This window comes from Pseudomonas cannabina (assembly GCF_900100365.1).
GTDB lineage: Bacteria > Pseudomonadota > Gammaproteobacteria > Pseudomonadales > Pseudomonadaceae > Aquipseudomonas > Aquipseudomonas cannabina.
In genome coordinates this window covers 3671753-3692754 of sequence record NZ_FNKU01000001.1, presented here as the reverse complement: position 1 = coordinate 3692754, position 21002 = coordinate 3671753, and the positions used below count along the sequence as shown (strand labels likewise).

21 protein-coding genes are annotated in these 21002 nt (G+C 59.0%); 17 read left to right on the top strand and 4 right to left on the bottom strand.

Translation table 11 applies throughout. The annotated features are described in order from the left end of the window. Nucleotides 1-78: 78 nt before the first annotated feature. From BLT55_RS17365 to bamJ, 5 genes are all read left to right on the top strand, one after another. The gene (locus BLT55_RS17365) at nucleotides 79-2514 is read left to right on the top strand and encodes a Lon protease family protein (RefSeq protein WP_054999852.1); all 2436 of its coding nucleotides are present in this window, start codon (nucleotides 79-81) and stop codon (nucleotides 2512-2514) included. A gap of 172 nt (nucleotides 2515-2686) precedes the next feature. Further along, entirely contained in the window at nucleotides 2687-3016 is a 330-nt protein-coding gene (locus BLT55_RS17360; RefSeq protein WP_042914123.1) for a PA4575 family protein, read from the top strand. 114 nt (nucleotides 3017-3130) lie between these two features. Then, on the top strand, nucleotides 3131-3625 hold the full coding sequence (locus BLT55_RS17355; protein ID WP_007252441.1) for a TIGR00645 family protein: 495 nt from the start codon (nucleotides 3131-3133) through the stop codon (nucleotides 3623-3625). Between the two features lie 139 nt (nucleotides 3626-3764). Next, complete coding sequence (locus tag BLT55_RS17350) at nucleotides 3765-4073, top strand: DUF6482 family protein (RefSeq protein WP_007252440.1); 309 nt, start codon at nucleotides 3765-3767, stop codon at nucleotides 4071-4073. A 150-nt stretch (nucleotides 4074-4223) separates the two neighbouring features. Then, nucleotides 4224-4841: a BamJ family beta-barrel-assembly machinery protein gene (bamJ, locus tag BLT55_RS17345; RefSeq protein ID WP_024647414.1), complete on the top strand. Its 618-nt coding sequence runs from the start codon at nucleotides 4224-4226 to the stop codon at nucleotides 4839-4841. Nucleotides 4842-4919: 78 nt separating this feature from the next. Here bamJ and BLT55_RS17340 read toward each other — a convergent pair whose 3' ends face one another. Together BLT55_RS17340 and BLT55_RS17335 are read right to left on the bottom strand one after the other, a co-directional pair. Then, nucleotides 4920-5162, bottom strand: coding sequence for a PA4570 family protein (locus tag BLT55_RS17340; RefSeq protein ID WP_007252438.1), 243 nt, complete (start codon nucleotides 5160-5162; stop codon nucleotides 4920-4922). A gap of 167 nt (nucleotides 5163-5329) precedes the next feature. After that, the gene (locus tag BLT55_RS17335; protein ID WP_054999853.1) at nucleotides 5330-6298 is read right to left on the bottom strand and encodes a polyprenyl synthetase family protein; all 969 of its coding nucleotides are present in this window, start codon (nucleotides 6296-6298) and stop codon (nucleotides 5330-5332) included. A 239-nt stretch (nucleotides 6299-6537) separates the two neighbouring features. Here BLT55_RS17335 and rplU point away from each other — a divergent pair, with 239 nt between their 5' ends. The 6 genes from rplU to BLT55_RS17305 all read left to right on the top strand — a co-directional run bounded on the left by rplU (nucleotide 6538) and on the right by BLT55_RS17305 (nucleotide 12287). Then, the gene (gene rplU, locus BLT55_RS17330; RefSeq protein WP_002551971.1) at nucleotides 6538-6849 is read left to right on the top strand and encodes a 50S ribosomal protein L21; all 312 of its coding nucleotides are present in this window, start codon (nucleotides 6538-6540) and stop codon (nucleotides 6847-6849) included. A gap of 32 nt (nucleotides 6850-6881) precedes the next feature. Then, complete coding sequence (rpmA, locus tag BLT55_RS17325; protein WP_002551972.1) at nucleotides 6882-7157, top strand: 50S ribosomal protein L27; 276 nt, start codon at nucleotides 6882-6884, stop codon at nucleotides 7155-7157. 216 nt (nucleotides 7158-7373) lie between these two features. Continuing rightward, nucleotides 7374-8597, top strand: coding sequence for an Obg family GTPase CgtA (cgtA, locus tag BLT55_RS17320; protein ID WP_054079936.1), 1224 nt, complete (start codon nucleotides 7374-7376; stop codon nucleotides 8595-8597). A gap of 90 nt (nucleotides 8598-8687) precedes the next feature. After that, a complete protein-coding gene (gene proB / locus BLT55_RS17315; RefSeq protein ID WP_007252434.1) occupies nucleotides 8688-9806 on the top strand; it encodes a glutamate 5-kinase in 1119 nt (372 codons plus the stop codon). 69 nt (nucleotides 9807-9875) lie between these two features. Continuing rightward, on the top strand, nucleotides 9876-10346 hold the full coding sequence (locus tag BLT55_RS17310; RefSeq protein ID WP_054999854.1) for a CreA family protein: 471 nt from the start codon (nucleotides 9876-9878) through the stop codon (nucleotides 10344-10346). 516 nt (nucleotides 10347-10862) lie between these two features. Further along, nucleotides 10863-12287, top strand: a complete 1425-nt coding sequence (locus BLT55_RS17305) for an IS1182-like element ISPsy6 family transposase (protein WP_055001182.1) — start codon at nucleotides 10863-10865, stop codon at nucleotides 12285-12287. A gap of 128 nt (nucleotides 12288-12415) precedes the next feature. On the opposite strand, the gene rpsT is transcribed toward BLT55_RS17305, so the two are convergent. After that, complete coding sequence (rpsT, locus tag BLT55_RS17300; RefSeq protein ID WP_003344603.1) at nucleotides 12416-12694, bottom strand: 30S ribosomal protein S20; 279 nt, start codon at nucleotides 12692-12694, stop codon at nucleotides 12416-12418. A gap of 250 nt (nucleotides 12695-12944) precedes the next feature. Here rpsT and murJ point away from each other — a divergent pair, with 250 nt between their 5' ends. The 6 genes from murJ (at nucleotide 12945) to ispH (ending at nucleotide 20378) form a co-directional block, all read left to right on the top strand. After that, nucleotides 12945-14483, top strand: a complete 1539-nt coding sequence (gene murJ / locus BLT55_RS17295; RefSeq protein WP_054998716.1) for a murein biosynthesis integral membrane protein MurJ — start codon at nucleotides 12945-12947, stop codon at nucleotides 14481-14483. A gap of 132 nt (nucleotides 14484-14615) precedes the next feature. After that, nucleotides 14616-15542 carry a bifunctional riboflavin kinase/FAD synthetase gene (gene ribF / locus BLT55_RS17290; RefSeq protein ID WP_054998715.1) on the top strand — a complete coding sequence of 309 codons (927 nt, stop codon included), beginning with the start codon at nucleotides 14616-14618 and terminating at the stop codon, nucleotides 15540-15542. Between the two features lie 20 nt (nucleotides 15543-15562). Beyond that, nucleotides 15563-18394 (top strand): isoleucine--tRNA ligase, encoded by a 2832-nt coding sequence (gene ileS, locus BLT55_RS17285; protein WP_054998714.1) that lies wholly within the window; start codon nucleotides 15563-15565, stop codon nucleotides 18392-18394. Beyond that, the gene (gene lspA, locus BLT55_RS17280; protein ID WP_042914119.1) at nucleotides 18387-18908 is read left to right on the top strand and encodes a signal peptidase II; all 522 of its coding nucleotides are present in this window, start codon (nucleotides 18387-18389) and stop codon (nucleotides 18906-18908) included. Before ileS ends, lspA begins: the two co-directional genes overlap by 8 nt. After that, nucleotides 18901-19377: an FKBP-type peptidyl-prolyl cis-trans isomerase gene (locus BLT55_RS17275; RefSeq protein WP_054998713.1), complete on the top strand. Its 477-nt coding sequence runs from the start codon at nucleotides 18901-18903 to the stop codon at nucleotides 19375-19377. Before lspA ends, BLT55_RS17275 begins: the two co-directional genes overlap by 8 nt. A gap of 53 nt (nucleotides 19378-19430) precedes the next feature. Continuing rightward, nucleotides 19431-20378, top strand: a complete 948-nt coding sequence (ispH, locus tag BLT55_RS17270) for a 4-hydroxy-3-methylbut-2-enyl diphosphate reductase (protein ID WP_007252426.1) — start codon at nucleotides 19431-19433, stop codon at nucleotides 20376-20378. A 6-nt stretch (nucleotides 20379-20384) separates the two neighbouring features. Here ispH and BLT55_RS17265 read toward each other — a convergent pair whose 3' ends face one another. Beyond that, the gene (locus BLT55_RS17265; RefSeq protein WP_054998712.1) at nucleotides 20385-20885 is read right to left on the bottom strand and encodes a GspH/FimT family pseudopilin; all 501 of its coding nucleotides are present in this window, start codon (nucleotides 20883-20885) and stop codon (nucleotides 20385-20387) included. Nucleotides 20886-21002: the final 117 nt, after the last annotated feature.

Genomic DNA, 21002 nt, shown 5'->3' with positions numbered 1-21002 from the left:
GGCTTTTCCTGCCTTGCAAGTCGCGTGCGGCGAGCGCCAGAATGCCGACATCTGCCCCGCCTGATGTAAGGATTACTGATGCCCGATTCTGTCGCAGCCAACCTACGCCTGGCGCCACATGCGCTGACCCGTCCGTTTTCCGCTGAACAGTTCAGCTTTTCGACCACCAACGATCTCGAACCCTTTCGCGGCGTACTCGGCCAGGAGCGCGCCGTCGAGGCCTTGCAGTTCGGCGTGGCCATGCCGCGTCCCGGTTACAACGTGTTCGTCATGGGCGAGCCCGGCACCGGCCGTTTTTCGTTCGTCAAACGTTATCTCAAGGCCGAAGCCAAGCGGATGCAGACGCCGTCCGACTGGGTCTATGTCAACAATTTCGATGAGCCGCGCGAGCCCAAGGCGCTGGAATTGCCGCCGGGCAGCGCGCAGGCTTTCATGGCCGACATCAACGGCCTGATCGACAACCTGCTGCTGACGTTTCCGGCCGTGTTCGAGCATCCGTCTTACCAGCAGAAGAAAAGCTCCATCGACCGCGCCTTCAATCAGCGCTACGACCGCGCTCTGGATGTGATCGAGCGTTTGTCGCTGGAGAAGGACATTGCGCTGTATCGCGACAGTTCCAATATCGCCTTCACGCCGATGGCTGACGGCAAGGCGCTGGACGAAGCCGAGTTTTCGCAGCTGCCCGAGGCGGACCGCGAGCGTTTTCACGACGATATTTCCGCCCTTGAGGAGCGCCTCAACGAAGAGCTGGCCAGCCTGCCGCAGTGGAAACGCGAGTCGAGCAATCAACTGCGCCAACTGAACGAAGAAACCATCACCCTGACCCTGCAGCCGTTGCTCGCGCCGCTGTCGGAGAAGTACGCCGAAAACGCCGCTGTCTGCGCGTATCTGCAAGCCATGCAGGTGTATCTGCTCAAGACCGTGGTCGAGCAACTGGTCGATGACGCGAAGACCGACGCCCAGGCGCGCAAGTTGCTGGAAGAGCAGTACAGCCCCAGTCTGGTCGTGGGACACACCCACGACGGCGGTGCACCGGTGGTGTTCGAGCAGCACCCGACGTACGACAATCTGTTCGGCCGCATCGAATACAGCACCGATCAGGGTGCGCTTTACACCACTTATCGGCAGTTGCGCCCCGGCGCCTTGCACCGTGCCAATGGCGGCTTCCTGATTCTGGAAGCGGAGAAAATGCTCGGCGAACCGTTCGTGTGGGATGCGCTCAAGCGCACGCTGCAATCGCGCAAGCTGAAAATGGAGTCGCCATTGGGCGAGCTGGGCCGCGTGGCGACGGTCTCGCTGACGCCGCAGGTCATCCCGTGGAGCGTCAAGATCGTCATCATCGGTTCGCGCTCGCTGTATTACACGCTGCAAGACCTCGATCCTGACGTTCAGGAAATGTTTCGTGTGTTGGTCGACTTCGACGAAGAAATTCCGATGGTCGACGAAACCCTGGAGCAGTTCGCCCAGTTGCTGAAAACCCGGACGTCCGAGGAAGGCATGGCGCCGCTGACGGCCGACGCAGTGGCCCGACTGGCGACCTACAGTGCACGGCTGGCGGAGCACCAGGGCCGTCTGTCGGCGCGTATCGGTGATTTGTTTCAACTGGTCAGCGAAGCGGACTTCATCCGGCAACTGGCCAATGACCACCAGACCGACGCCGGGCATATCGAGCGCGCACTGAAAGCCAAGGCCACGCGCACCGGGCGCGTCTCGGCGCGGATTCTCGATGACATGATGGCGGGCGTGATCCTGATCGACACCGATGGCGCTGCGGTCGGCAAGTGCAATGGCCTGACGGTTCTGGAGGTGGGTGATTCGGCCTTCGGCGTTCCGGCGCGGATTTCCGCCACCGTTTATCCCGGTGGCAGCGGCATCGTTGACATCGAACGGGAAGTCAACCTCGGTCAGCCGATTCACTCCAAGGGTGTGATGATCCTTACCGGTTATCTGGGCAGCCGCTACGCCCAGGAATTCCCGCTTGCGATTTCCGCGAGCATCGCGCTCGAGCAGTCCTACGGTTACGTCGACGGCGACAGCGCTTCGCTCGGTGAGGCCTGCACGTTGATCTCGGCGCTGTCACGCACGCCGCTCAAGCAATGCTTCGCGATCACCGGCTCGATCAACCAGTTCGGCGAAGTGCAGGCGGTGGGCGGGGTCAACGAAAAGATCGAGGGCTTCTTCCGGCTCTGCGAAGCGCGCGGGCTGACGGGCGAGCAGGGCGCGATCATCCCGCACGCCAACGTCACGACGCTGATGCTCGATGAGCGGGTTGTGCAGGCAGTGCGCGACGGGCAGTTCCATATCTACGCGGTTCGCCAGGCCGACGAAGCCTTGGGCCTGCTGGTCGGTGAGCCCGCCGGTGCGCCGGACGAGAACGGCGAATTCCCTGAAGGCAGCGTCAACGCGCGTGTCGTAGAGCGCCTGCGGGACATCGCGGAAATGCTCAGCGACGAAGACCTCAAGGAAGAACTGGAAAAAGAGCCTGCGCAGTTGCAGCCTGAACTGAAACTCTGACGAGCGCCTGAATCGGACCGGGGGGCTGCCAGGCTGCCCGGGCCCGTTCATCAGGGACGTTTCGCGGGTGGCCGTTTTCCTCTAGTCTTGACGGTAACCGCCGTGTCCTTGAGGATTGGCGCGCACTCTGCTTCGAGAGAAGTCGGGAGCTTTTGCCGATCAGGAGCGCATCATGCAGCGTAGCCTTTGCCTTACCCGAGAATGCATGGGGCTGATGACCCGTATCGAATGTGTCATTCGGCCTCTTCCTTGTGACAGCAATCGCTGGATGTTGCTGTTTGCCGCTGGCATGGCGGACGAGCAGCCATCTGCCATCAAGTCGCAGGGGCCGTTCAATGGTCAGCCTGCTGCGCAGTCGATGTTGACCTCGATTACCGAAAGCCTGGCATTGCACGGCTATCGATGCGCAGACGACATTTCGATCTGGACCCTGCACATGCAAGCCGAGCTGCGGCGTATCGACAGCGGCATGGCGTCTTTTCAGCGCTCCTCGCCGTTCTAGTCATTCATAACCCGGCTGCCTGATGCCTCGCGTGCGATATTTTGTCGCATACCCAGAGCTGCGCCTTCCCGCTGATATACTCGCCCGTCCTTTCAAAACACCTTGCGAGTCTCAATGGAACGTTTTTTTGAAAATGCCATGTACGCATCGCGCTGGCTGCTGGCGCCGATCTATTTCGGTCTTTCCCTTGGCCTGTTGGCGTTGTGTCTCAAATTCTTTCAGGAAGTCTTTCACGTCATCCCCAACATCTTCTCGCTGGCCGAAGCCGATCTGATTCTGGTGCTGCTGTCGTTGATCGACATGGCGCTGGTGGGGGGGCTGCTGGTGATGGTGATGATTTCCGGCTACGAGAACTTCGTGTCGCAACTGGACATCGATGACGACAAGGAAAAGCTCAACTGGCTGGGCACCATGGATTCGTCTTCGCTGAAGATGAAAGTCGCCGCGTCGATTGTGGCGATTTCCTCGATCCATCTGCTGCGGGTGTTCATGGACGCCACCAACATCAAGACCGAGTACTTGATGTGGTACGTGATCATTCACATGACCTTCGTGATCTCGGCATTCGCAATGGGCTATCTGGACAAACTGACCAAGCATGAGCATTGAGGCCTGAACCGCCTCATGGTTGTTCGCTTTGTGATGGCTTGTCAGGTTCCGCAAGGCGGGCCCGGCTTCTGGCATGTTGTGCGGTGATGCGGTAAAACATCGGTTCCGATGCTTAACGTGTAGCGCAGGAGGTTCGATCATGAATTATCAGGAATTGACCGCGCATGCCCAGGCCGGGCGCGTCGACGAGCTGAACCTGATCTCCATGGAAGGCGGCATTTATCTGCTGGATGTGCGCATGGACGGCACCTCGGTGATGCTCAAGGATCAGGCGGGCAAGACCTTGCACCTGCGTTCGGTCGAGCACGCGCGGGACCTGCTCAAGGAGCTGCCGCCGGTACCGTTTTATCTGGTGCACTGCGTGGTACATGACGAGTTGTGCGGGATGCCGGTCAATGACCGTTCCGAGATGCGCATGCCGATCTCCTTTCATTCCTCATGGTCCTGACGGCCGGAAGCCGCCCATTGCTGCTTTAGGACGTTTCCGGTCTGTTGTGCTAGGCTGCTCGGCCTTTTGGTCCGGGGTGTATCAGCGTGAGGTGATAGCCGTCAGGCATCACGCGCTCATCGACTGTGCGCCCCTATGCGGAGCAGTGTCATGTCCGAAGTCAATCTGTCCACCGACGAAACCCGCGTCAGCTACGGCATCGGCCGTCAACTGGGCGATCAGCTGCGCGACAACCCGCCACCGGGTGTCGATCTGGAAGCCATCGTGGCAGGTCTGCGCGACGCCTTTGGCGGTCAGCCAAGCCGTGTCGGTCAAGAAGAAATGTCCGCCAGCTTCAAGGTCATCCGCGAAATCATGCAGGCCGAAGCAGCTGCCAAGGCTGAGCAGGCGGCTGGCGCCGGCAAGGCTTACCTGGCTGAAAACGCCAAGCGCGAAGGCGTGACCACGCTGGCGTCGGGTCTTCAATTCGAAGTGCTGACCGCTGGCGAAGGCGCCAAGCCGACCCGTGAAGATCAGGTCCGCGTTCATTATCACGGCACCTTGATCGACGGCAACGTGTTCGACAGCTCCTACGACCGTGGCGAACCGGCCGAATTTCCGGTCAGCGGCGTGATCGCTGGCTGGACCGAAGCACTGCAATTGATGAACGCTGGCAGCAAATGGCGTCTGTACGTACCGAGCGAGCTGGCTTATGGCGCTCAGGGCGTCGGCAGCATCGCACCGCACAGCGTGCTGGTGTTCGACGTGGAACTGCTGGACGTTCTGTAATCGGCCTGTTCGATACAGAAGATCGCTGAACGAATCGGCTGATTCGTTCAGCGGCGGGGTTGTGCTGATGCGCCATGCTCAGTGCAACTCACCCATCGGGCGCAACGCCCGTGCATAACAGAACAGAAACAGATTGCGCACCATCTCCTTGAGCACCAGTGGCTCGCTGGAACTCAGGCTGTAAAAGTCCAGATCGCCCTGATCACGCAACTCCTCCAGCGCTTCCTCTTCCAGAACGGCACATACCTCACCGGTCTCGCGGTGCAGAATTCTCAGGTAAGGGTGAGGGCGGTCCAGCCATGCATCGATCAAATAAGTCATGTCTCATCTCCTGCGTTTGGTCAGATGAGAATAATTCTTATCGAGATAATAGCAAGGCACTATTGAGATTAATTCTCATTTTGCGTCGAGTGGTTGATCCAGGTCAGTGAATCGAGGGCAAGAAAAAGCCCGTCACGCGGGACGGGATTTTCGCTTGCAGTCGGCTGTCAGTGGGTGCGGGCGACCGCGAATTCACTCAGCTCGACCAGTGCATCGCGGTACTCGCTGGGCGGCAGGGCGTCCAGGCAAGCGATGGCGCGGGCTGCGTAATCGCGGGCCAGGCGTGCGGTGTAATCCAGAGCTCCGGCGCTTTCCACGGCATTGCGGATGCTTTCCAGATCTTCCAAGCCGCCTTTCTGGATCGCCTGCCGCACCAGTACGGCCTGCTCCGGGCTGCCTTCGCGCATGGTGTAAATCAACGGCAGTGTAGGCTTGCCTTCGGCCAGGTCATCACCGACGTTCTTGCCCAGTGTTTCGGCATCACCCAGGTAATCGAGCAGATCATCGACCAACTGGAAGGCCACACCCAGGTGATCACCGAAGGTGCGCAGTGCTTCAGTTTGCGCATCTGAGGCGTTGCACAGGGCGGCGGCGCTGTGGGTCGAGGCCTCGAACAGCATGGCTGTCTTGCCGCGAATCACTTCCATGTAGGTTTCTTCGGTGGTGCTGGCATCGCGGATCTTGGACAGTTGCAGGACTTCACCCTCGGCAATCACACGGGTCGCCTTGGACAGAATCCGCATGACTTCCATCGAGCCCAGTTCGACCATCATTTCGAACGAGCGGGAATAAAGGAAGTCGCCCACCAGCACGCTGGGTGCATTGCCCCACAGTGCGTTGGCGGTAGACCGCCCGCGACGCATGCCGGACATGTCGACGACATCGTCGTGCAGCAGCGTTGCGGTGTGCAGGAATTCGATGGTGGCGGCGAGCAGGCGAACATCATCGCCCTCACGGCCCAGAGCCTTGCCACACAACAGCACCAGCAGCGGGCGCAGGCGCTTGCCGCCAGCCGACGTGATGTAATCGCCGATTTTCGAGACCAGCGGCACGCGCGACGTCAGTTGCTTTTTGATGATAAGGTCAACGGCACTAAAGTCGTCCGCCACCGCGCGGTAGAAGGCTTGGGGTTGCATCAGCGACACGTGCTCCGGATAGGTTGCGCCGCATGCTAGGTTGCGGGGTAGAGCGTGTCAAGGTATGACGACCCGCCTCTTGCAACCCATGATTGCCTTGCGTACAATCGCGCACCCTAACTTTCCTGGGCAGCACCTGCCTTACGCAATGCAAACGGGCCGTTCCAGCCCAATGCAGCCATGCCAGCCAATACTCTTCTTATAAAGAGCTGGGTGAGCAGGATTTTCGGAGAAATACCATGTACGCAGTAATTGTTACCGGTGGCAAGCAGTACAAAGTCGCCCCAGGTGAATACCTGAAAATTGAAAAACTGGAAATCGCTACTGGCGAATCCGTCACGTTTGACCGCGTTCTGCTGGTTGGCAATGGCGACGACGTCAATATCGGTGCTCCGGTTGTTGCTGGCGCTACCGTTGTGGCTGAAGTGGTTTCGCAAGGTCGTCACGATAAGGTTCGTATCATCAAGTTCCGTCGTCGTAAGCACCACATGAAGCGTATGGGCCACCGCCAGTGGTACACCGAGATCAAAATTACAGGTATTCAGGCTTAATTCAGCCTAATCCTCATTTGGAGAATTGACTCATGGCTCACAAAAAAGCTGGTGGTAGTACCCGTAACGGGCGCGACTCAGAAGCCAAACGCCTTGGCGTGAAGATGTATGGCGGCCAGGCTATCATCCCTGGCAACATCATCGTGCGTCAGCGCGGCACCCAGTTCCACGCCGGCTACGGCGTTGGCATGGGTAAAGATCACACCCTGTTCGCGAAAGTGGAAGGCGTGATCAAGTTCCAGGTCAAGGGCGCCTTCGGTCGCCGCTACGTGAGCATCGTTCCGAAGACTGAAGTCTCCGCAGCGTAATCACGCAGTTGCTTAAAAGCCCTGTCTTGCGACGGGGCTTTTTTGTTTGTAGAGGTAGAGAGGCAGGTGAGTCTCTTGCAAAACTGTTTGTGCGGGCTGTTGTGATGTTGACCCTTAGGGTCGCTGGTTTCTGATCGGTATCGCAACGCTCATTTTTGCAAGAGTCTTATGTAATTTATGTGGTTCTGCTCGTCCCTGTGGCGGGAGGCGTGCGTTATGAAATTTGTAGATGAAGTATCTATTCGAGTAAAAGCCGGCGACGGCGGCAACGGTTGCATGAGCTTCCGTCGCGAAAAATTCATTGAAAACGGTGGTCCTAACGGCGGTGACGGTGGTGATGGCGGTTCGGTCTTCATGGTCGCTGACGTCAACCTCAACACGCTGGTCGACTACCGTTATACCCGTCACTTTGATGCTGAGCGCGGTTCCAATGGCGGCAGCGCCGATTGCACCGGTCGTAAGGGTGAAGAGCTGGTGCTGCGCGTGCCGGTCGGGACCACCATCATCGATGCGACCACCCAGGAAATCATCGGCGACCTGACCAAAGACGGTCAGCGCCTGATGGTTGCTCAGGGCGGCTGGCACGGTCTGGGTAACACTCGCTTCAAATCCAGCACCAACCGCGCTCCGCGTCAGACCACGCCAGGCAAGCCGGGCGATCAGCGTGATCTCAAGCTGGAGCTGAAAGTGCTGGCGGACGTCGGCCTGCTGGGTCTGCCGAACGCCGGTAAAAGCACATTCATTCGTTCGGTGTCGGCCGCCAAGCCGAAAGTGGCTGACTATCCGTTCACCACGTTGGTGCCGAACCTGGGTGTGGTCAGCGTCGATCGCTGGAAGAGCTTTGTCGTGGCCGACATTCCCGGCCTGATCGAGGGTGCTTCTGACGGCGCGGGCCTGGGGATTCGCTTCCTCAAGCACTTGGCGCGTACGCGTCTGTTGCTGCATCTCGTCGATATGGCGCCGCTGGATGAAACCAGTGCGCCGGATGCTGCCGAAGTAATCGTTCGCGAGCTGGAAAAATTCAGCCCGTCACTGGCAGAGCGTGATCGCTGGCTGGTGCTGAACAAGTGCGACCAGATTCTTGAAGAAGAGCAGGAAGCGCGCAAGCAGGAGATCGTCGATCGCCTGGAATGGACCGGCCCGGTCTACGTGATCTCTGCCATTGCCAAAGAAGGTACCGAGCAGCTGACGCGCGACATCATGCGTTACCTGGAAGAGCGCAGTCTGCGTATCGCCGAAGAGCCTGGTTATGCCGAAGAGCTGGCTGAACTGGATCAGCGCATCGAAGACGAGGCGCGGGCGCAGTTGCAGGCGCTGGACGATCAGCGTGCCCTGCGCCGCAGTGGCGTGAAGAGCGTGCACGACATCGGCGACGATGACTGGGATGAAGAAGACGTTGAAGATGAAGACGGTCCGGAAATCATTTACGTCCGTGACTGATCGCTTGAAGTAAACTTGAACGCCGCTACGATTGTCAGCGGCGTTTTTGTGTCCCGAATTTGAAAACCCTCTGGCTAAGGTTGGAAGAAGATGCGCAGCAAAGTGACGGGTGCCCAGCGCTGGGTTGTGAAAATCGGCAGTGCCCTGCTGACCGCAGATGGCAAGGGGCTGGATCGCAACGCCATGGGTGTGTGGGTTGAGCAGATGGTGGCGCTGCATGAAGCAGGCGTCGAGCTGGTGCTGGTTTCTTCCGGAGCGGTGGCTGCGGGCATGAGTCGCCTTGGTTGGACGGCGCGACCCAGTGCGATGCACGAGCTTCAGGCTGCTGCTGCCATCGGCCAGATGGGCCTGGTGCAGGCGTGGGAGTCGAGCTTTGCCGAGCATGGCCGGCATACCGCGCAGATCCTGCTGACCCATGACGACCTTTCTGATCGCAAGCGCTACCTGAACGCCCGCAGTACCCTGCGCACGCTGGTCGAGCTTGGGGTGGTGCCGGTCATCAACGAAAATGACACCGTGGTCACCGATGAAATCCGCTTTGGCGACAACGACACGCTGGCGGCGCTGGTCGCTAATCTGGTCGAGGCTGATCTGCTGGTCATCCTGACCGATCGCGACGGTATGTTCGACGCGGACCCGCGCAATAACCCGGAGGCGCAGCTGATTTACGAGGCGCGTGCCGATGATCCGGCGCTGGATGCAGTGGCGGGCGGCACGGGCGGTGCGCTGGGGCGTGGCGGCATGCAGACCAAGCTGCGTGCTGCGCGTCTGGCTGCGCGCTCCGGTGCGCATACGGTGATCGTCGGCGGGCGCATCGAGCGCGTGCTGGCGCGCCTCAAGGGTGGCGAGCGGTTGGGTACCTTGCTGTCTCCCGAGCGCGAAATGCTCGCGGCCCGCAAGCAATGGCTGGCCGGTCATCTGCAGACTCGCGGTACGCTGGTGCTCGACGATGGAGCGGTGTCGGCGCTGGCGAAAGATCATAAAAGCCTGCTGCCGGTGGGCGTCAAGCTGGTTCAGGGCAGTTTTCGGCGTGGCGAGATGGTGGTGTGTGTGGCACCGGATGGTCGGGAAATCGCCCGTGGTCTGAGTAACTACAGTGCCATCGAAGCGCAGAAAATCATTGGTCACTCATCCGAAGCGATTGTTCGTGAGCTAGGCTACATGGCCGAGCCGGAGTTGATTCATCGGGATAACCTGATTCTCGTCTGATGCAGATTGCCGGGTTGGGTCGCTGCCGGGTTCAGGTTGGTGAGTTCGGCTAAATAAAAGGAATAATCGATGCGCGTCACACAAGGTGTGTTGGCTGCTTTGTTGCTGGTGCCTGTGCTGGTCTCTGCGGAAGAAATCGGTCAGGTATCGACAGTGTTCAAGATGGTAGGGCCTAACGACCGGATCGTCGTCGAGGCGTTCGATGATCCCAAGGTCGAGGGTGTAACGTGCTACCTGTCGCGCGCCAAGACTGGTGGGGTGAAGGGTGGTCTGGGGCTGGCTGAGGATCGTGCCGAGGCGTCCATCGCCTGCCGCCAGGTTGGCGTTATCCGCTTCAAGGAAAACCTCAAGGATGGTGATGAGGTCTTCAAGGAGCGCACTTCGCTGGTCTTCAAGACCATTCAGGTGGTGCGTTTCTTCGACAAGAAGCGCAATACACTGGTGTACCTGGTCTACAGCGACCGCGTCATCGAAGGCAGTCCGCAAAATGCCGTGACCGCGATCCCGATCCTGCCATGGACAACCGCGCCTGCGCCTTGATGGGCTGGTTTTTGATTGGGCGACGCCTCGCTTGTACGCGATCTATAGGTTTCTGTAGGAGCGGACTTGTCCGCGAACTGCCGGGAACCGGCAGCAAAGCCTGTGCATGCGGTACATCAGGCGCGGCTTCAGGGTCGCTTCGCAGCCCATCGCGAACAAGCGAAGCGTCGCCCGGTCCGCTCCCACGCCCTCCGGGCAGAAGCCCACTGTGTTGGGCTCAATAAATGTGGGAGCGGACTTGTCCGCGAACTGTCGGGAACCGGCAGCAAAGCCTGTGCATGCGGTACATCAGGCACAGCCGTAAAGGCCGCTTCGCAGCCTCGTAACCTCCTGAATCTCCCACGCCCTCTTGGCAGCGCCGCGTTTTGTGTTGGGCGAAAGGTGTTCGGACGGCGCCTGCTCTGCTTTCCCGCAGGCAATAAAAAACCGACCCTGACAGACTGTGTGAAAACCTAGCAATCTGCGCAGCGCTCAAAGAAAATGCTCCGTATCGAAAGATACAGAGCATTTTTCGTTATGGCCTACATCCAAGGTGAGTCCCGCAGCCAGACCAGCCTATTCCCGGTCTCGCTGGAAGAGTTGATCCCCGAGGATCACCTCGTTCGTGTCATTGACCTGTACGTTGCCAGGCTCGATCTGGTGCAACTGGGCTTCGATAAAGCGATTCCAAAAAGCACGGGGCGCCCTGCTTATGATCCCGCCGATCAGCTAAAACTCTACCTCTACGGCTATTTTCAGCGGATTCGCTCATCGCGACGTCTTGAAGCCGAGTGTCAGCGCAACATCGAAGTGATGTGGCTGATCAACCGGCTCAAGCCCGACTTCAAGACCATCGCCGATTTTCGCAAGAACAATAAACCCGCCTTCATCGCGACCTGCCGTGCTTTCGTTCGGTTTTGTCGCACGGCAGGCTTGATCGCCGGTGAGTTGGTGGCCATCGACGGCAGCAAGTTTCAGGCGGTCGCATCCTCACGGCGTCATGTGAATTTGAAGCAGCTCAAGCGCCAGGAAGAAAAACTGGATAAGCGCATCGCTCAGTATCTGGCCGAGCTGGATGAGGCCGACAAGGCTGAAACCACAGATTCAATTGATCGCAGCGCAATCAAGGTAGCCCTGGCACAGCTTGAGGCTCGACAACAGGATAATCAGAGTTGCCAGGCACTGATGCGTTCGATGGGCATCGAGCAGTTCAACACCCATGAAAGCGATGCCCGAATGATGCGCACGGCCAAAGGGCCACGTGTGGCCTACAACGTGCAAACCGTCGTGGACGCCGAGCATTGCCTGATTTTGCATCATGAGGTCACCCAAGATGGCGATGACCGAAAGCAACTGGAGCCGATGGCCAAGGCCGCCAAAGCAGAGTTACAGCAAGATGATCTGACGGTCACTGCCGATGCCGGCTACTCCAATGGCAAGCAGTTTCAGGCCTGCGAGGATGCTTCGATTACGGCCTATGTACCGCCCAATCGTTCGAAAAACCCTGGCAGTCAGGAAGAGCAGCTCTTTGAGCGAAAAGACTTTATCTATGAGACCGGACACGATCGTTTCCAGTGTCCGGCAGGCAAATGGTTAACGCTAAAACAGCACAACAAAGGTGATCGGATCTATCAGGCTGAGGTCGATGACTGCGCCAACTGCGCGCTGAAAACGCAATGCACTCGAGCCCGGCGCCGTTATGTCTCACGACATGCCCATGAAGAGGCTTTCGAGCGGATGGAGCAAAGAATGCAGGCGCATCCTGAGATGATGGCCAACCGAAGATCCATCGTTGAGCACCCCTTCGGCAACCTCAAGCAATGGCTATTTGGTAATGGCCGTTTCTTGCTGCGACAACTGGAGGGTACAAAAGCTGAAATGGCCTTGGCGGTGAATGCCTATAACCTGAAACGAGCGATTAAAGTGCTCGGTGTGCGCCATCTGATGGCTTTGATGGGCTGAGCGGACATTTTTTTCGTCTGCTGCCAATACAAAAAAAACGCCCCGAACAAGTCGGGGCGTTTGCTTGGGCCTTCATCAGTGTGTTTTCACACAGTCTGCTGAGGTCGGTTTTTTAACAAGCGGATCGCTTAGGCTGCAGCAGCAAGGCTCAGGGCCTTGATGTGACCGTTCAGACGACCTTTATGGCGAGCAGCTTTGTTCTTGTGGATGATGCCTTTATCGGCCATACGGTCGATAACAGGCACTGCCAGAACATAAGCGGCTTGCGCTTTTTCTGCGTCTTTTGCGTCAATGGCTTTTACCACATTCTTGATGTAGGTACGAACCATGGAACGCAGGCTGGCGTTGTGGCTGCGACGCTTCTCAGCCTGTTTTGCACGTTTTTTGGCGGAAGGTGTGTTGGCCACCGTCGAGCTCCTCGAAAGACTTTGTGAAATAGCAAACAAAATAGGCCGCGAATCATGCCGATGAGTTGAAGTCTTGTCAAGGGCAGTTAAGGTGTTCCGCTGAGTGGTTGCTACATTTGACCGGAGGATTTATTTCCGGCCTGCGACCTGTAAACTCGCGGCCTTTGCTTCGGGCGTTTTTGCGGCGCGAAGTATCGCATATATGGCTGGCTTAATCGCCCATCCTTTGCCGAGGCGCATAACTCTTTCCATGAATCTACTCAAGTCACTTGCCGCCGTCAGCTCTATCACCATGGTTTCCCGGGTGTTGGGCTTCATCCGTGACACCATCATTGCACGCACTTTTGGCGCCGGAATGGCAACGGATGCGTTCTTTATTGCCTTCAAACTGCCCAACCTGCTGCGCCGAATCTTTGCTGAAGGGGCTTTTTCCCAGGCCTTCGTGCCGATTCTGGCTGAATACAAAAGCCAGCAAGGCGAGGAGGCGACCCGCACGTTTGTCGCTTACGTAACCGGGTTGCTGACGCTGGCGCTGGCGCTGGTCACGCTGCTGGGGGTGATTTTCGCGCCCTGGGTGATCTGGGCGACCGCGCCCGGCTTTGTCGATACGCCGGAGAAATTCGCCCTGACCTCCGATCTGCTACGCGTGACCTTTCCTTATATATTGCTGATCTCGCTGTCTTCGATGGCCGGGGCGATCCTCAACACCTGGAACCGTTTCTCGGTGCCCGCGTTCGTGCCGACCCTGCTCAACGTCAGCATGATCTTTTTCGCGCTGTTCCTGACGCCGTACTTCGACCCACCGGTCATGGCGCTCGGCTGGGCAGTGCTGGTTGGCGGCCTGTTACAGTTACTTTATCAACTGCCGCACCTGAAAAAGATCGGCATGCTGGTGCTGCCGCGTCTCAATCTGCGCGATGCCGGCGTCTGGCGAGTGATGAAACAGATGCTGCCCGCCATCCTGGGCGTTTCGGTCAGCCAGATTTCGCTGATCATCAACACCATATTTGCCTCGTTCCTCGTCGCCGGTTCGGTGTCGTGGATGTATTACGCCGACCGCCTGATGGAATTGCCGTCCGGGGTGCTGGGCGTTGCACTGGGCACGATTCTGTTGCCGATCCTGTCCAAAACCTACGCGCAACGGGATCGTCAGGAGTATTCGCGAATTCTCGACTGGGGTCTGCGCCTGTGCTTCGTGCTGGTTCTGCCCTGCACGCTGGCGCTGGGGTTACTCGCCGAGCCGTTGACCGTTTCGCTGTTTCAGTACGGCAAGTTCGATGCGCTGGACTCGGCCATGACTCAGCGTGCGCTGGTCGCCTATTCGGTTGGTTTGCTGGGGATCATCCTGATCAAGGTGCTGGCGCCCGGCTTTTATGCGCAACAAAATATCCGCACCCCGGTGAAAATCGCGATCTTCACCCTCATAGTGACTCAACTGTTGAACCTTGTGTTCATAGTGCCGTTGCAGCATGCCGGTCTGGCGCTGGCCATCAGCGTGGGGGCATGCATCAATGCCGGGCTGCTGTTCTGGCAGCTGCGCAAGCAGCAGTTGTTTCAGCCGCAGCCTGGCTGGACGAAGTTTCTGTTCAAGCTGATGATTGCCGTCGCGGTGATGTCGGCTGTGCTGCTGGGGCTGATGCATTTCATGCCGGCGTGGGGTGAGGGGCAAATGCTGGAACGTTTTGTGCGGCTCGGTGCGTTGGTGGCCGCGGGCGTGGTGACCTATTTTGCAATGCTTCTGTTGCTCGGCTTCCGGCTCAGGGATTTTGCCCGCAAAGCGGTCATGTAGGGCGCTGCACAGCGGTTGGCTGTCGGTTTTTTTCGTTGCGCGCCACTAACCGGCGTCCGGTCTTGGCGTGTTGCCTGTCGTCCACGGCCGTGTGTGGTTATAATCGGCCACTTTATGAGCAAGAAGTGCGTTATGCAGCTGGTTAGAGGCCTTCACAACCTGCGCCCCGAACATCGGGGCTGCGTCGCCACGATTGGCAATTTCGACGGTGTTCACCGCGGCCACCAGGCTATCCTGGCGCGTTTGCGCGAGCGTGCCGTCGAATTGGGGTTGCCCAGCTGCGTGGTGATTTTCGAACCGCAGCCGCGCGAGTTCTTTGCCCCGGAGACGGCGCCGGCACGTCTGGCGCGTTTGCGCGACAAGCTTGAACTGCTGGGTGCGGAGGGCGTCGACCGGGTATTGTGTCTGTCCTTCAATCAGCGCCTCTGCAAACTCAGCGCCGCCAGCTTCGTCGAGACGGTACTGATCGACGGGCTCGGCGTGCAGCACCTTGAAGTGGGCGATGACTTTCGTTTTGGCTACGACCGGGTCGGTGATTTCGATTTTCTGCAGCAGGCCGGCACGACGTATGGTTTTACCGTAGAAGCGGCGCAGACCGTTGAAATCGATGGCATCCGGGTCAGCAGCACCAAAGTGCGTAAAGCCCTGGCTGCAGCGGACTTTGCCCTGGCCGAGCGTATGCTGGGGCGTCCGTTCCTGATTACCGGGCGGGTGTTACATGGCCAGAAGCTGGCGCGGCAACTGGGTACGCCCACCGCCAACGTGCAACTCAAGCGTCGTCGTGTGCCGTTGAGCGGGGTTTATCTGGTCAGCATGGACATCGACGGCAAGGCCTGGCCGGGAGTCGCCAACATCGGCGTGCGCCCGACCGTGGCAGGTGATGGCAGTGCCCACCTTGAAGTGCATCTTCTGGATTTTGCCGGCGATCTTTACGGTCGGCGTTTAACGGTGGCTTTCCACCACAAGCTGCGTGATGAGCAGCGTTTCGCCTCACTGGAGGCGCTCAAGACGGCGATCAATGCGGACGTCGCCGCCGCCCGTGCCCATTGGCATGGCTAACCGCTAAACAAGAGCCTGAAATGACTGATTATAAAGCCACGCTAAACCTTCCGGACACCGCCTTCCCTATGAAGGCCGGCCTGCCCCAGCGCGAGCCGCAAACTCTGCAGCGCTGGGACAGCATTGGCCTGTACCAGAAGCTGCGCGAGATTGGCAAGGATCGTCCCAAGTTCGTCCTGCACGACGGTCCTCCGTATGCCAACGGCACTATTCACATCGGTCATGCGGTCAACAAGATTCTCAAGGACATGATCCTGCGTTCCAAGACCCTGGCGGGCTTTGATGCCCCTTATGTGCCGGGATGGGACTGCCATGGTCTGCCGATCGAGCACAAGGTCGAAGTGACCCACGGCAAGAACCTCTCCGCCGATCGCACGCGCGAGCTGTGCCGCGCCTATGCGGCCGAGCAAATCGAAGGCCAGAAGTCTGAGTTCATCCGTCTGGGTGTGCTGGGCGACTGGAGCAATCCGTACCTGACCATGAACTTCGCCAATGAAGCCGGAGAAATCCGTGCGCTGGCCGAAATGGTCAAGGGCGGTTTCGTCTTCAAGGGTCTGAAGCCGGTCAACTGGTGCTTCGATTGCGGTTCGGCATTGGCTGAAGCTGAAGTCGAATACCAGGACAAGAAATCCTCGACCATCGATGTGGCGTTCCCGATTGCCGACGAGGCGAAGCTGGCCGCAGCCTTCGGTCTGCCGTCGCTGGGCAAGCCTGCGTCCATCGTCATCTGGACCACCACGCCGTGGACTATCCCCGCCAACCAGGCGCTGAACGTCCATCCCGAGTTCGAATACTCGCTGGTTGATGTCGGCGACAAACTGCTGGTGCTGGCCTCCGAGCTGGTTGAAAGCTGTCTGGCCCGTTACAAACTGGAAGGCACGGTCGTTGCGACCACCACCGGTCAGGCGCTGGAACTGATCAATTTCCGCCATCCGTTCTACGATCGCCTGTCGCCGATCTACCTGGCCGAATACGTCGAGCTGGGTGCGGGCACCGGTATTGTTCACTGCTCGCCTGCCTATGGCGTGGACGACTTCACAATCTGCAAGCAATACGGCCTGAGCAACGACGACATCATCAGCCCGGTGCAGAGCAACGGCGTGTATGTCGAGTCGCTGGAGTTCTTCGGTGGCCAGTTCATCTTCAAGGCCAACCAGAACATCATCGACAAGCTGGTCGAAGTCGGCAGCCTGATGGACACCGAAACCATCAGCCACAGCTACATGCATTGCTGGCGCCACAAGTCGCCCTTGATCTACCGCGCCACCGCGCAGTGGTTCGTCGGCATGGACAAGCAGCCTGAAAGCGGCGAAACCCTGCGCAAGCGCGCGGTCAAGGCCATCGAAGACACCGAGTTCGTACCGGCCTGGGGCCAGGCGCGCCTGCATTCGATGATCGCCAACCGCCCGGACTGGTGCATCTCGCGTCAACGCAACTGGGGCGTGCCGATTCCGTTCTTCCTGCACAAGGAAAGCGGCGACCTGCACCCACGCACCGTCGAGCTGATGGAAGAAGTGGCTCTGCGTGTCGAGAAAGAGGGCATTGAAGCCTGGTTCAAGCTGGACGCCAGCGAATTGCTGGGTGACGAGGCTGCCAAGTACGACAAGATCTCCGACACACTGGACGTCTGGTTCGACTCCGGCACCACGCACTGGCACGTATTGCGCGGCTCGCACCCGATGGGCCACGACACCGGCCCGCGTGCCGACCTGTACCTGGAAGGTTCCGACCAGCACCGCGGCTGGTTCCACTCGTCACTGCTGACCGGCTGCATGTTGGACGACCACGCACCGTATCGCGAACTGCTGACCCACGGCTTTGTGGTCGACGAGAACGGCCGCAAGATGTCCAAATCGCTGAACAACGTGGTCGCGCCGCAGAAGGTCAACGATTCGCTGGGCGCGGACATCATGCGCCTGTGGGTCTCGGCGACTGACTATTCGGGCGAAATGGCAGTTTCCGATCAGATCCTGCAGCGCAGCGCCGATGCCTATCGTCGTATCCGCAACACTGCACGCTTCCTGCTCTCGAACCTGTCGGGCTTCAACCCGGCGACCGACATCCTGCCAGCCGAAGAAATGCTCGCGCTGGATCGCTGGGCCGTGGACCGCACGCTGCTATTACAACGCGAGCTGCAAGAGCATTACGGCGAATACCGCTTCTGGAATGTGTATTCGAAGATCCACAACTTCTGCGTGCAGGAGCTGGGTGGCTTCTATCTGGACATCATCAAGGATCGCCAATACACCACGGCTGCCGACAGCACCGCGCGTCGCTCCTGCCAGACCGCGCTGTTCCATATCTCCGAAGCGCTGGTGCGCTGGATCGCGCCGATCCTGGCGTTCACCGCCGACGAGCTGTGGCAGTTCCTGCCGGGCGAGCGCAACGAATCGGTGATGCTCAACACCTGGTACGACGGCCTGAGCGAAATGCCGGCCGACTTCGACATGGACCGCGCTTACTGGGAGCGGATCATGGCGGTGAAGACCTCGGTCAACAAGGAAATGGAAAACCTGCGCGCGGCCAAGGCCATCGGTGGCAATCTGCAGGCCGAAGTGACCCTGTACGCAGAAGATTCGCTGGTCGCTGATCTGTCGAAACTGAGCAACGAGCTGCGCTTCGTGTTGATCACCTCGACCGCCAGCGTGGCACCGTTCGTATCGGCTCCGGCGGATGCGGTGGTCACCGAAGTCGCGGGTCTGAAGCTGGAAGTGGTCAAGTCTAGCCACGCCAAGTGTGCCCGTTGCTGGCATCACCGCGAGGATGTCGGCGTGAACCCTGAGCATCCGGAAATCTGCGGCCGTTGCGTAGACAACATCAGCGGTGCGGGCGAGGTGCGTCACTATGCCTGACACATCGTTGCCTAACGCCTCGTTCGGCCGTCTTGCCTGGCTGTGGTTGACCGTGCTGATTGTGGTTGTCGACCAGGTCAGCAAGTATTACTTCGAGAACTCGCTGAGCCTCTATCAGCAGATTATCGTGATCCCGGACTACTTCAGTTGGACCCTGGCTTACAACACTGGGGCAGCCTTCAGTTTTCTGGCGGACGGTGCCGGATGGCAGCGTTGGCTGTTCGCCCTGATCGCGATTGTGGTCAGTGCGGTGCTGGTGGTCTGGCTCAAGCGTCTTGGTCGCGATGACACCTGGCTGGCCATCGCGCTGGCGCTGGTGCTGGGCGGCGCGCTGGGCAACCTGTACGACCGCGTGGTGTTGGGGCATGTGATCGACTTCATTCTGGTCCACTGGCAGAACCGCTGGTACTTCCCGGCCTTTAACGTCGCCGACAGTGCAATCACCGTCGGCGCGATCATGCTGGCGCTGGACATGTTCAAGAGCAAGAAAACCGGAGAGACCGTCAATGACTGAACAGACGTCGACCCAAGGCTCGGCAGGCGAACTGCGCATAAGCCAGAACACCCAGGTCACTTTGCACTTTGCCCTGCGTCTGGAAAACGGTGACACCGTCGACAGCACCTTCGAAAAGGCTCCGGCCACGTTCAAGGTCGGCGACGGCAATCTGCTGCCCGGCTTCGAAGCGGCGATTTTCGGTTTCAAGGCGGGTGACAGAAAAACCGTACAGATTCCGCCGGAAAACGCCTTTGGTCAGCCCAACCCACAAAACGTGCAGATCATGCCACGCTCGCAGTTCGTGGGTATGGAACTGTCCGAAGGGTTGCTGGTGATCTTCAATGACGCGGCCAACACCGAGTTACCCGGCGTGGTGAAAGCATTCGATGACGAGCAGGTCACCATCGACTTCAACCACCCGCTGGCGGGCAAGACCCTGAGCTTCGAAGTGGAAATCTTCGACGTGAAGGCGATTCTGGCTTCCTGATCTCCGCCATCAAGCCCGGCTTCGGCCGGGCTGCTCCACACATGAGGCACAGCATGCAAATCAAACTCGCCAACCCCCGCGGCTTTTGTGCCGGTGTGGACCGCGCGATCGAAATCGTCAATCGCGCTCTGGAAGTGTTTGGTCCGCCGATCTACGTGCGACATGAAGTGGTACACAACAAATTTGTCGTCGAAGACCTGCGCTCTCGCGGCGCGATCTTCGTCGAAGAGCTGGACCAGGTGCCTGACGACGTCATCGTTATTTTCAGTGCCCACGGCGTTTCCCAGGCCGTGCGCACCGAGGCTGCCGGTCGTGGCCTGAAAGTCTTCGATGCCACCTGCCCGCTGGTCACCAAAGTGCATATCGAGGTCGCCCGCTACAGCCGTGATGGTCGCGAGTGCATCCTGATCGGCCACGCCGGTCACCCGGAAGTCGAAGGCACCATGGGCCAGTATGACGCCGCCAATGGCGGCGCGATCTATCTGGTCGAGGATGAAGACGACGTGGCGACGCTGCAGGTGCGCAACCCGGACTCGCTGGCGTTCGTGACCCAGACCACGCTGTCGATGGACGACACCAGCCGTGTTATCGATGCCTTGCGCCAGCGTTTCCCGGCGATTGGCGGGCCGCGCAAAGACGACATCTGCTACGCCACGCAAAACCGTCAGGACGCCGTCAAGCAACTGGCCGACGAGTGCGACGTGGTGCTGGTGGTGGGCAGCCCGAACAGCTCCAACTCCAACCGCCTGCGCGAGCTGGCTGAACGCATGGCCACCCCGGCGTACCTGATCGATGGTGCCGAGGACATGCAGCAAAGCTGGTTCGACGGCGTGCAGCATATCGGCATCACCGCGGGTGCATCGGCTCCGGAAGTGCTGGTGCGGGGTGTCATCCAGCAATTGCACGCCTGGGGTGCGACTGGCGCAGATGAACTGGCGGGCCGTGAAGAGAACATCACGTTCTCGATGCCCAAGGAGCTGCGGGTCAAGTCGCTGCTCTGATCCCGCTCAGCCACACAGGGCTGCTTCCTGTTTTGTGTCTTCGATCCTGACCCGTCCAGCCGGCGCGACGATCACCCGGTAGTTGCTGGCCGGCTGATCGCTGGCACATACGTGCAGCGTGCCATTGGTTCTGTTGCGCAAGTTGCCCAGACCGTTGAAGCTCAGGTGCCCTGCAACTTTCTGGTTGCCGACCACGCGTGTCTTGCCGCCATTCGCGCGTTCTATCAATAACGTATCGTTTTCATCCGGCCCTTTGCCATCTGCGTCGAGTATGATCCGCCAGCCATTGCTCCAGTCTTGCTCGATGGCATGGATCGTCACGATCTGATTGCGCGTGATCGCGGCGACTCTGGCTGAACGGATGCCACTGGCCAGCTCTTGAGCCGTCGCGAGTCCCCGATTGGATTCGATGAGTTCCTTGAAAGAAGGTGTGGCGATGTTGGCGAGAATGGCGATCAGTGCAACCACGATGAGTAATTCGACCAGTGTGAACCCTGCATGCTTCATCTGCTTTCCTCCCTGGAAAACGCCGTTTCAGAACCCTGCGGGCGTTCGTCGTCGCAAAACAACCGTACGTCACGCTATGGATTTTCCTGCGGCGTTGCTGCCTTATAGTCGTAACGT

What these genes read in the sequence shown, in the direction of transcription:
- rpmA (WP_002551972.1), top strand. Translation starts at nt 6,882, where the DNA reads ATGGCTCACAAAAAAGCTGGTGGTAGTACCCGTAACGGGCGCGACTCA.
- ribF (WP_054998715.1), top strand. Translation starts at nt 14,616, where the DNA reads ATGCAGCTGGTTAGAGGCCTTCACAACCTGCGCCCCGAACATCGGGGC.
- ispH (WP_007252426.1), top strand. Translation starts at nt 19,431, where the DNA reads ATGCAAATCAAACTCGCCAACCCCCGCGGCTTTTGTGCCGGTGTGGAC.
- BLT55_RS17365 (WP_054999852.1), top strand. Translation starts at nt 79, where the DNA reads ATGCCCGATTCTGTCGCAGCCAACCTACGCCTGGCGCCACATGCGCTG.
- proB (WP_007252434.1), top strand. Translation starts at nt 8,688, where the DNA reads ATGCGCAGCAAAGTGACGGGTGCCCAGCGCTGGGTTGTGAAAATCGGC.
- ileS (WP_054998714.1), top strand. Translation starts at nt 15,563, where the DNA reads ATGACTGATTATAAAGCCACGCTAAACCTTCCGGACACCGCCTTCCCT.
- BLT55_RS17360 (WP_042914123.1), top strand. Translation starts at nt 2,687, where the DNA reads ATGCAGCGTAGCCTTTGCCTTACCCGAGAATGCATGGGGCTGATGACC.
- BLT55_RS17275 (WP_054998713.1), top strand. Translation starts at nt 18,901, where the DNA reads ATGACTGAACAGACGTCGACCCAAGGCTCGGCAGGCGAACTGCGCATA.
- BLT55_RS17310 (WP_054999854.1), top strand. Translation starts at nt 9,876, where the DNA reads ATGCGCGTCACACAAGGTGTGTTGGCTGCTTTGTTGCTGGTGCCTGTG.
- rplU (WP_002551971.1), top strand. Translation starts at nt 6,538, where the DNA reads ATGTACGCAGTAATTGTTACCGGTGGCAAGCAGTACAAAGTCGCCCCA.
- BLT55_RS17340 (WP_007252438.1), bottom strand. Translation starts at nt 5,162, where the DNA reads ATGACTTATTTGATCGATGCATGGCTGGACCGCCCTCACCCTTACCTG.
- BLT55_RS17350 (WP_007252440.1), top strand. Translation starts at nt 3,765, where the DNA reads ATGAATTATCAGGAATTGACCGCGCATGCCCAGGCCGGGCGCGTCGAC.
- BLT55_RS17265 (WP_054998712.1), bottom strand. Translation starts at nt 20,885, where the DNA reads ATGAAGCATGCAGGGTTCACACTGGTCGAATTACTCATCGTGGTTGCA.
- BLT55_RS17355 (WP_007252441.1), top strand. Translation starts at nt 3,131, where the DNA reads ATGGAACGTTTTTTTGAAAATGCCATGTACGCATCGCGCTGGCTGCTG.
- bamJ (WP_024647414.1), top strand. Translation starts at nt 4,224, where the DNA reads ATGTCCGAAGTCAATCTGTCCACCGACGAAACCCGCGTCAGCTACGGC.
- cgtA (WP_054079936.1), top strand. Translation starts at nt 7,374, where the DNA reads ATGAAATTTGTAGATGAAGTATCTATTCGAGTAAAAGCCGGCGACGGC.
- BLT55_RS17305 (WP_055001182.1), top strand. Translation starts at nt 10,863, where the DNA reads ATGGCCTACATCCAAGGTGAGTCCCGCAGCCAGACCAGCCTATTCCCG.
- BLT55_RS17335 (WP_054999853.1), bottom strand. Translation starts at nt 6,298, where the DNA reads ATGCAACCCCAAGCCTTCTACCGCGCGGTGGCGGACGACTTTAGTGCC.
- lspA (WP_042914119.1), top strand. Translation starts at nt 18,387, where the DNA reads ATGCCTGACACATCGTTGCCTAACGCCTCGTTCGGCCGTCTTGCCTGG.
- murJ (WP_054998716.1), top strand. Translation starts at nt 12,945, where the DNA reads ATGAATCTACTCAAGTCACTTGCCGCCGTCAGCTCTATCACCATGGTT.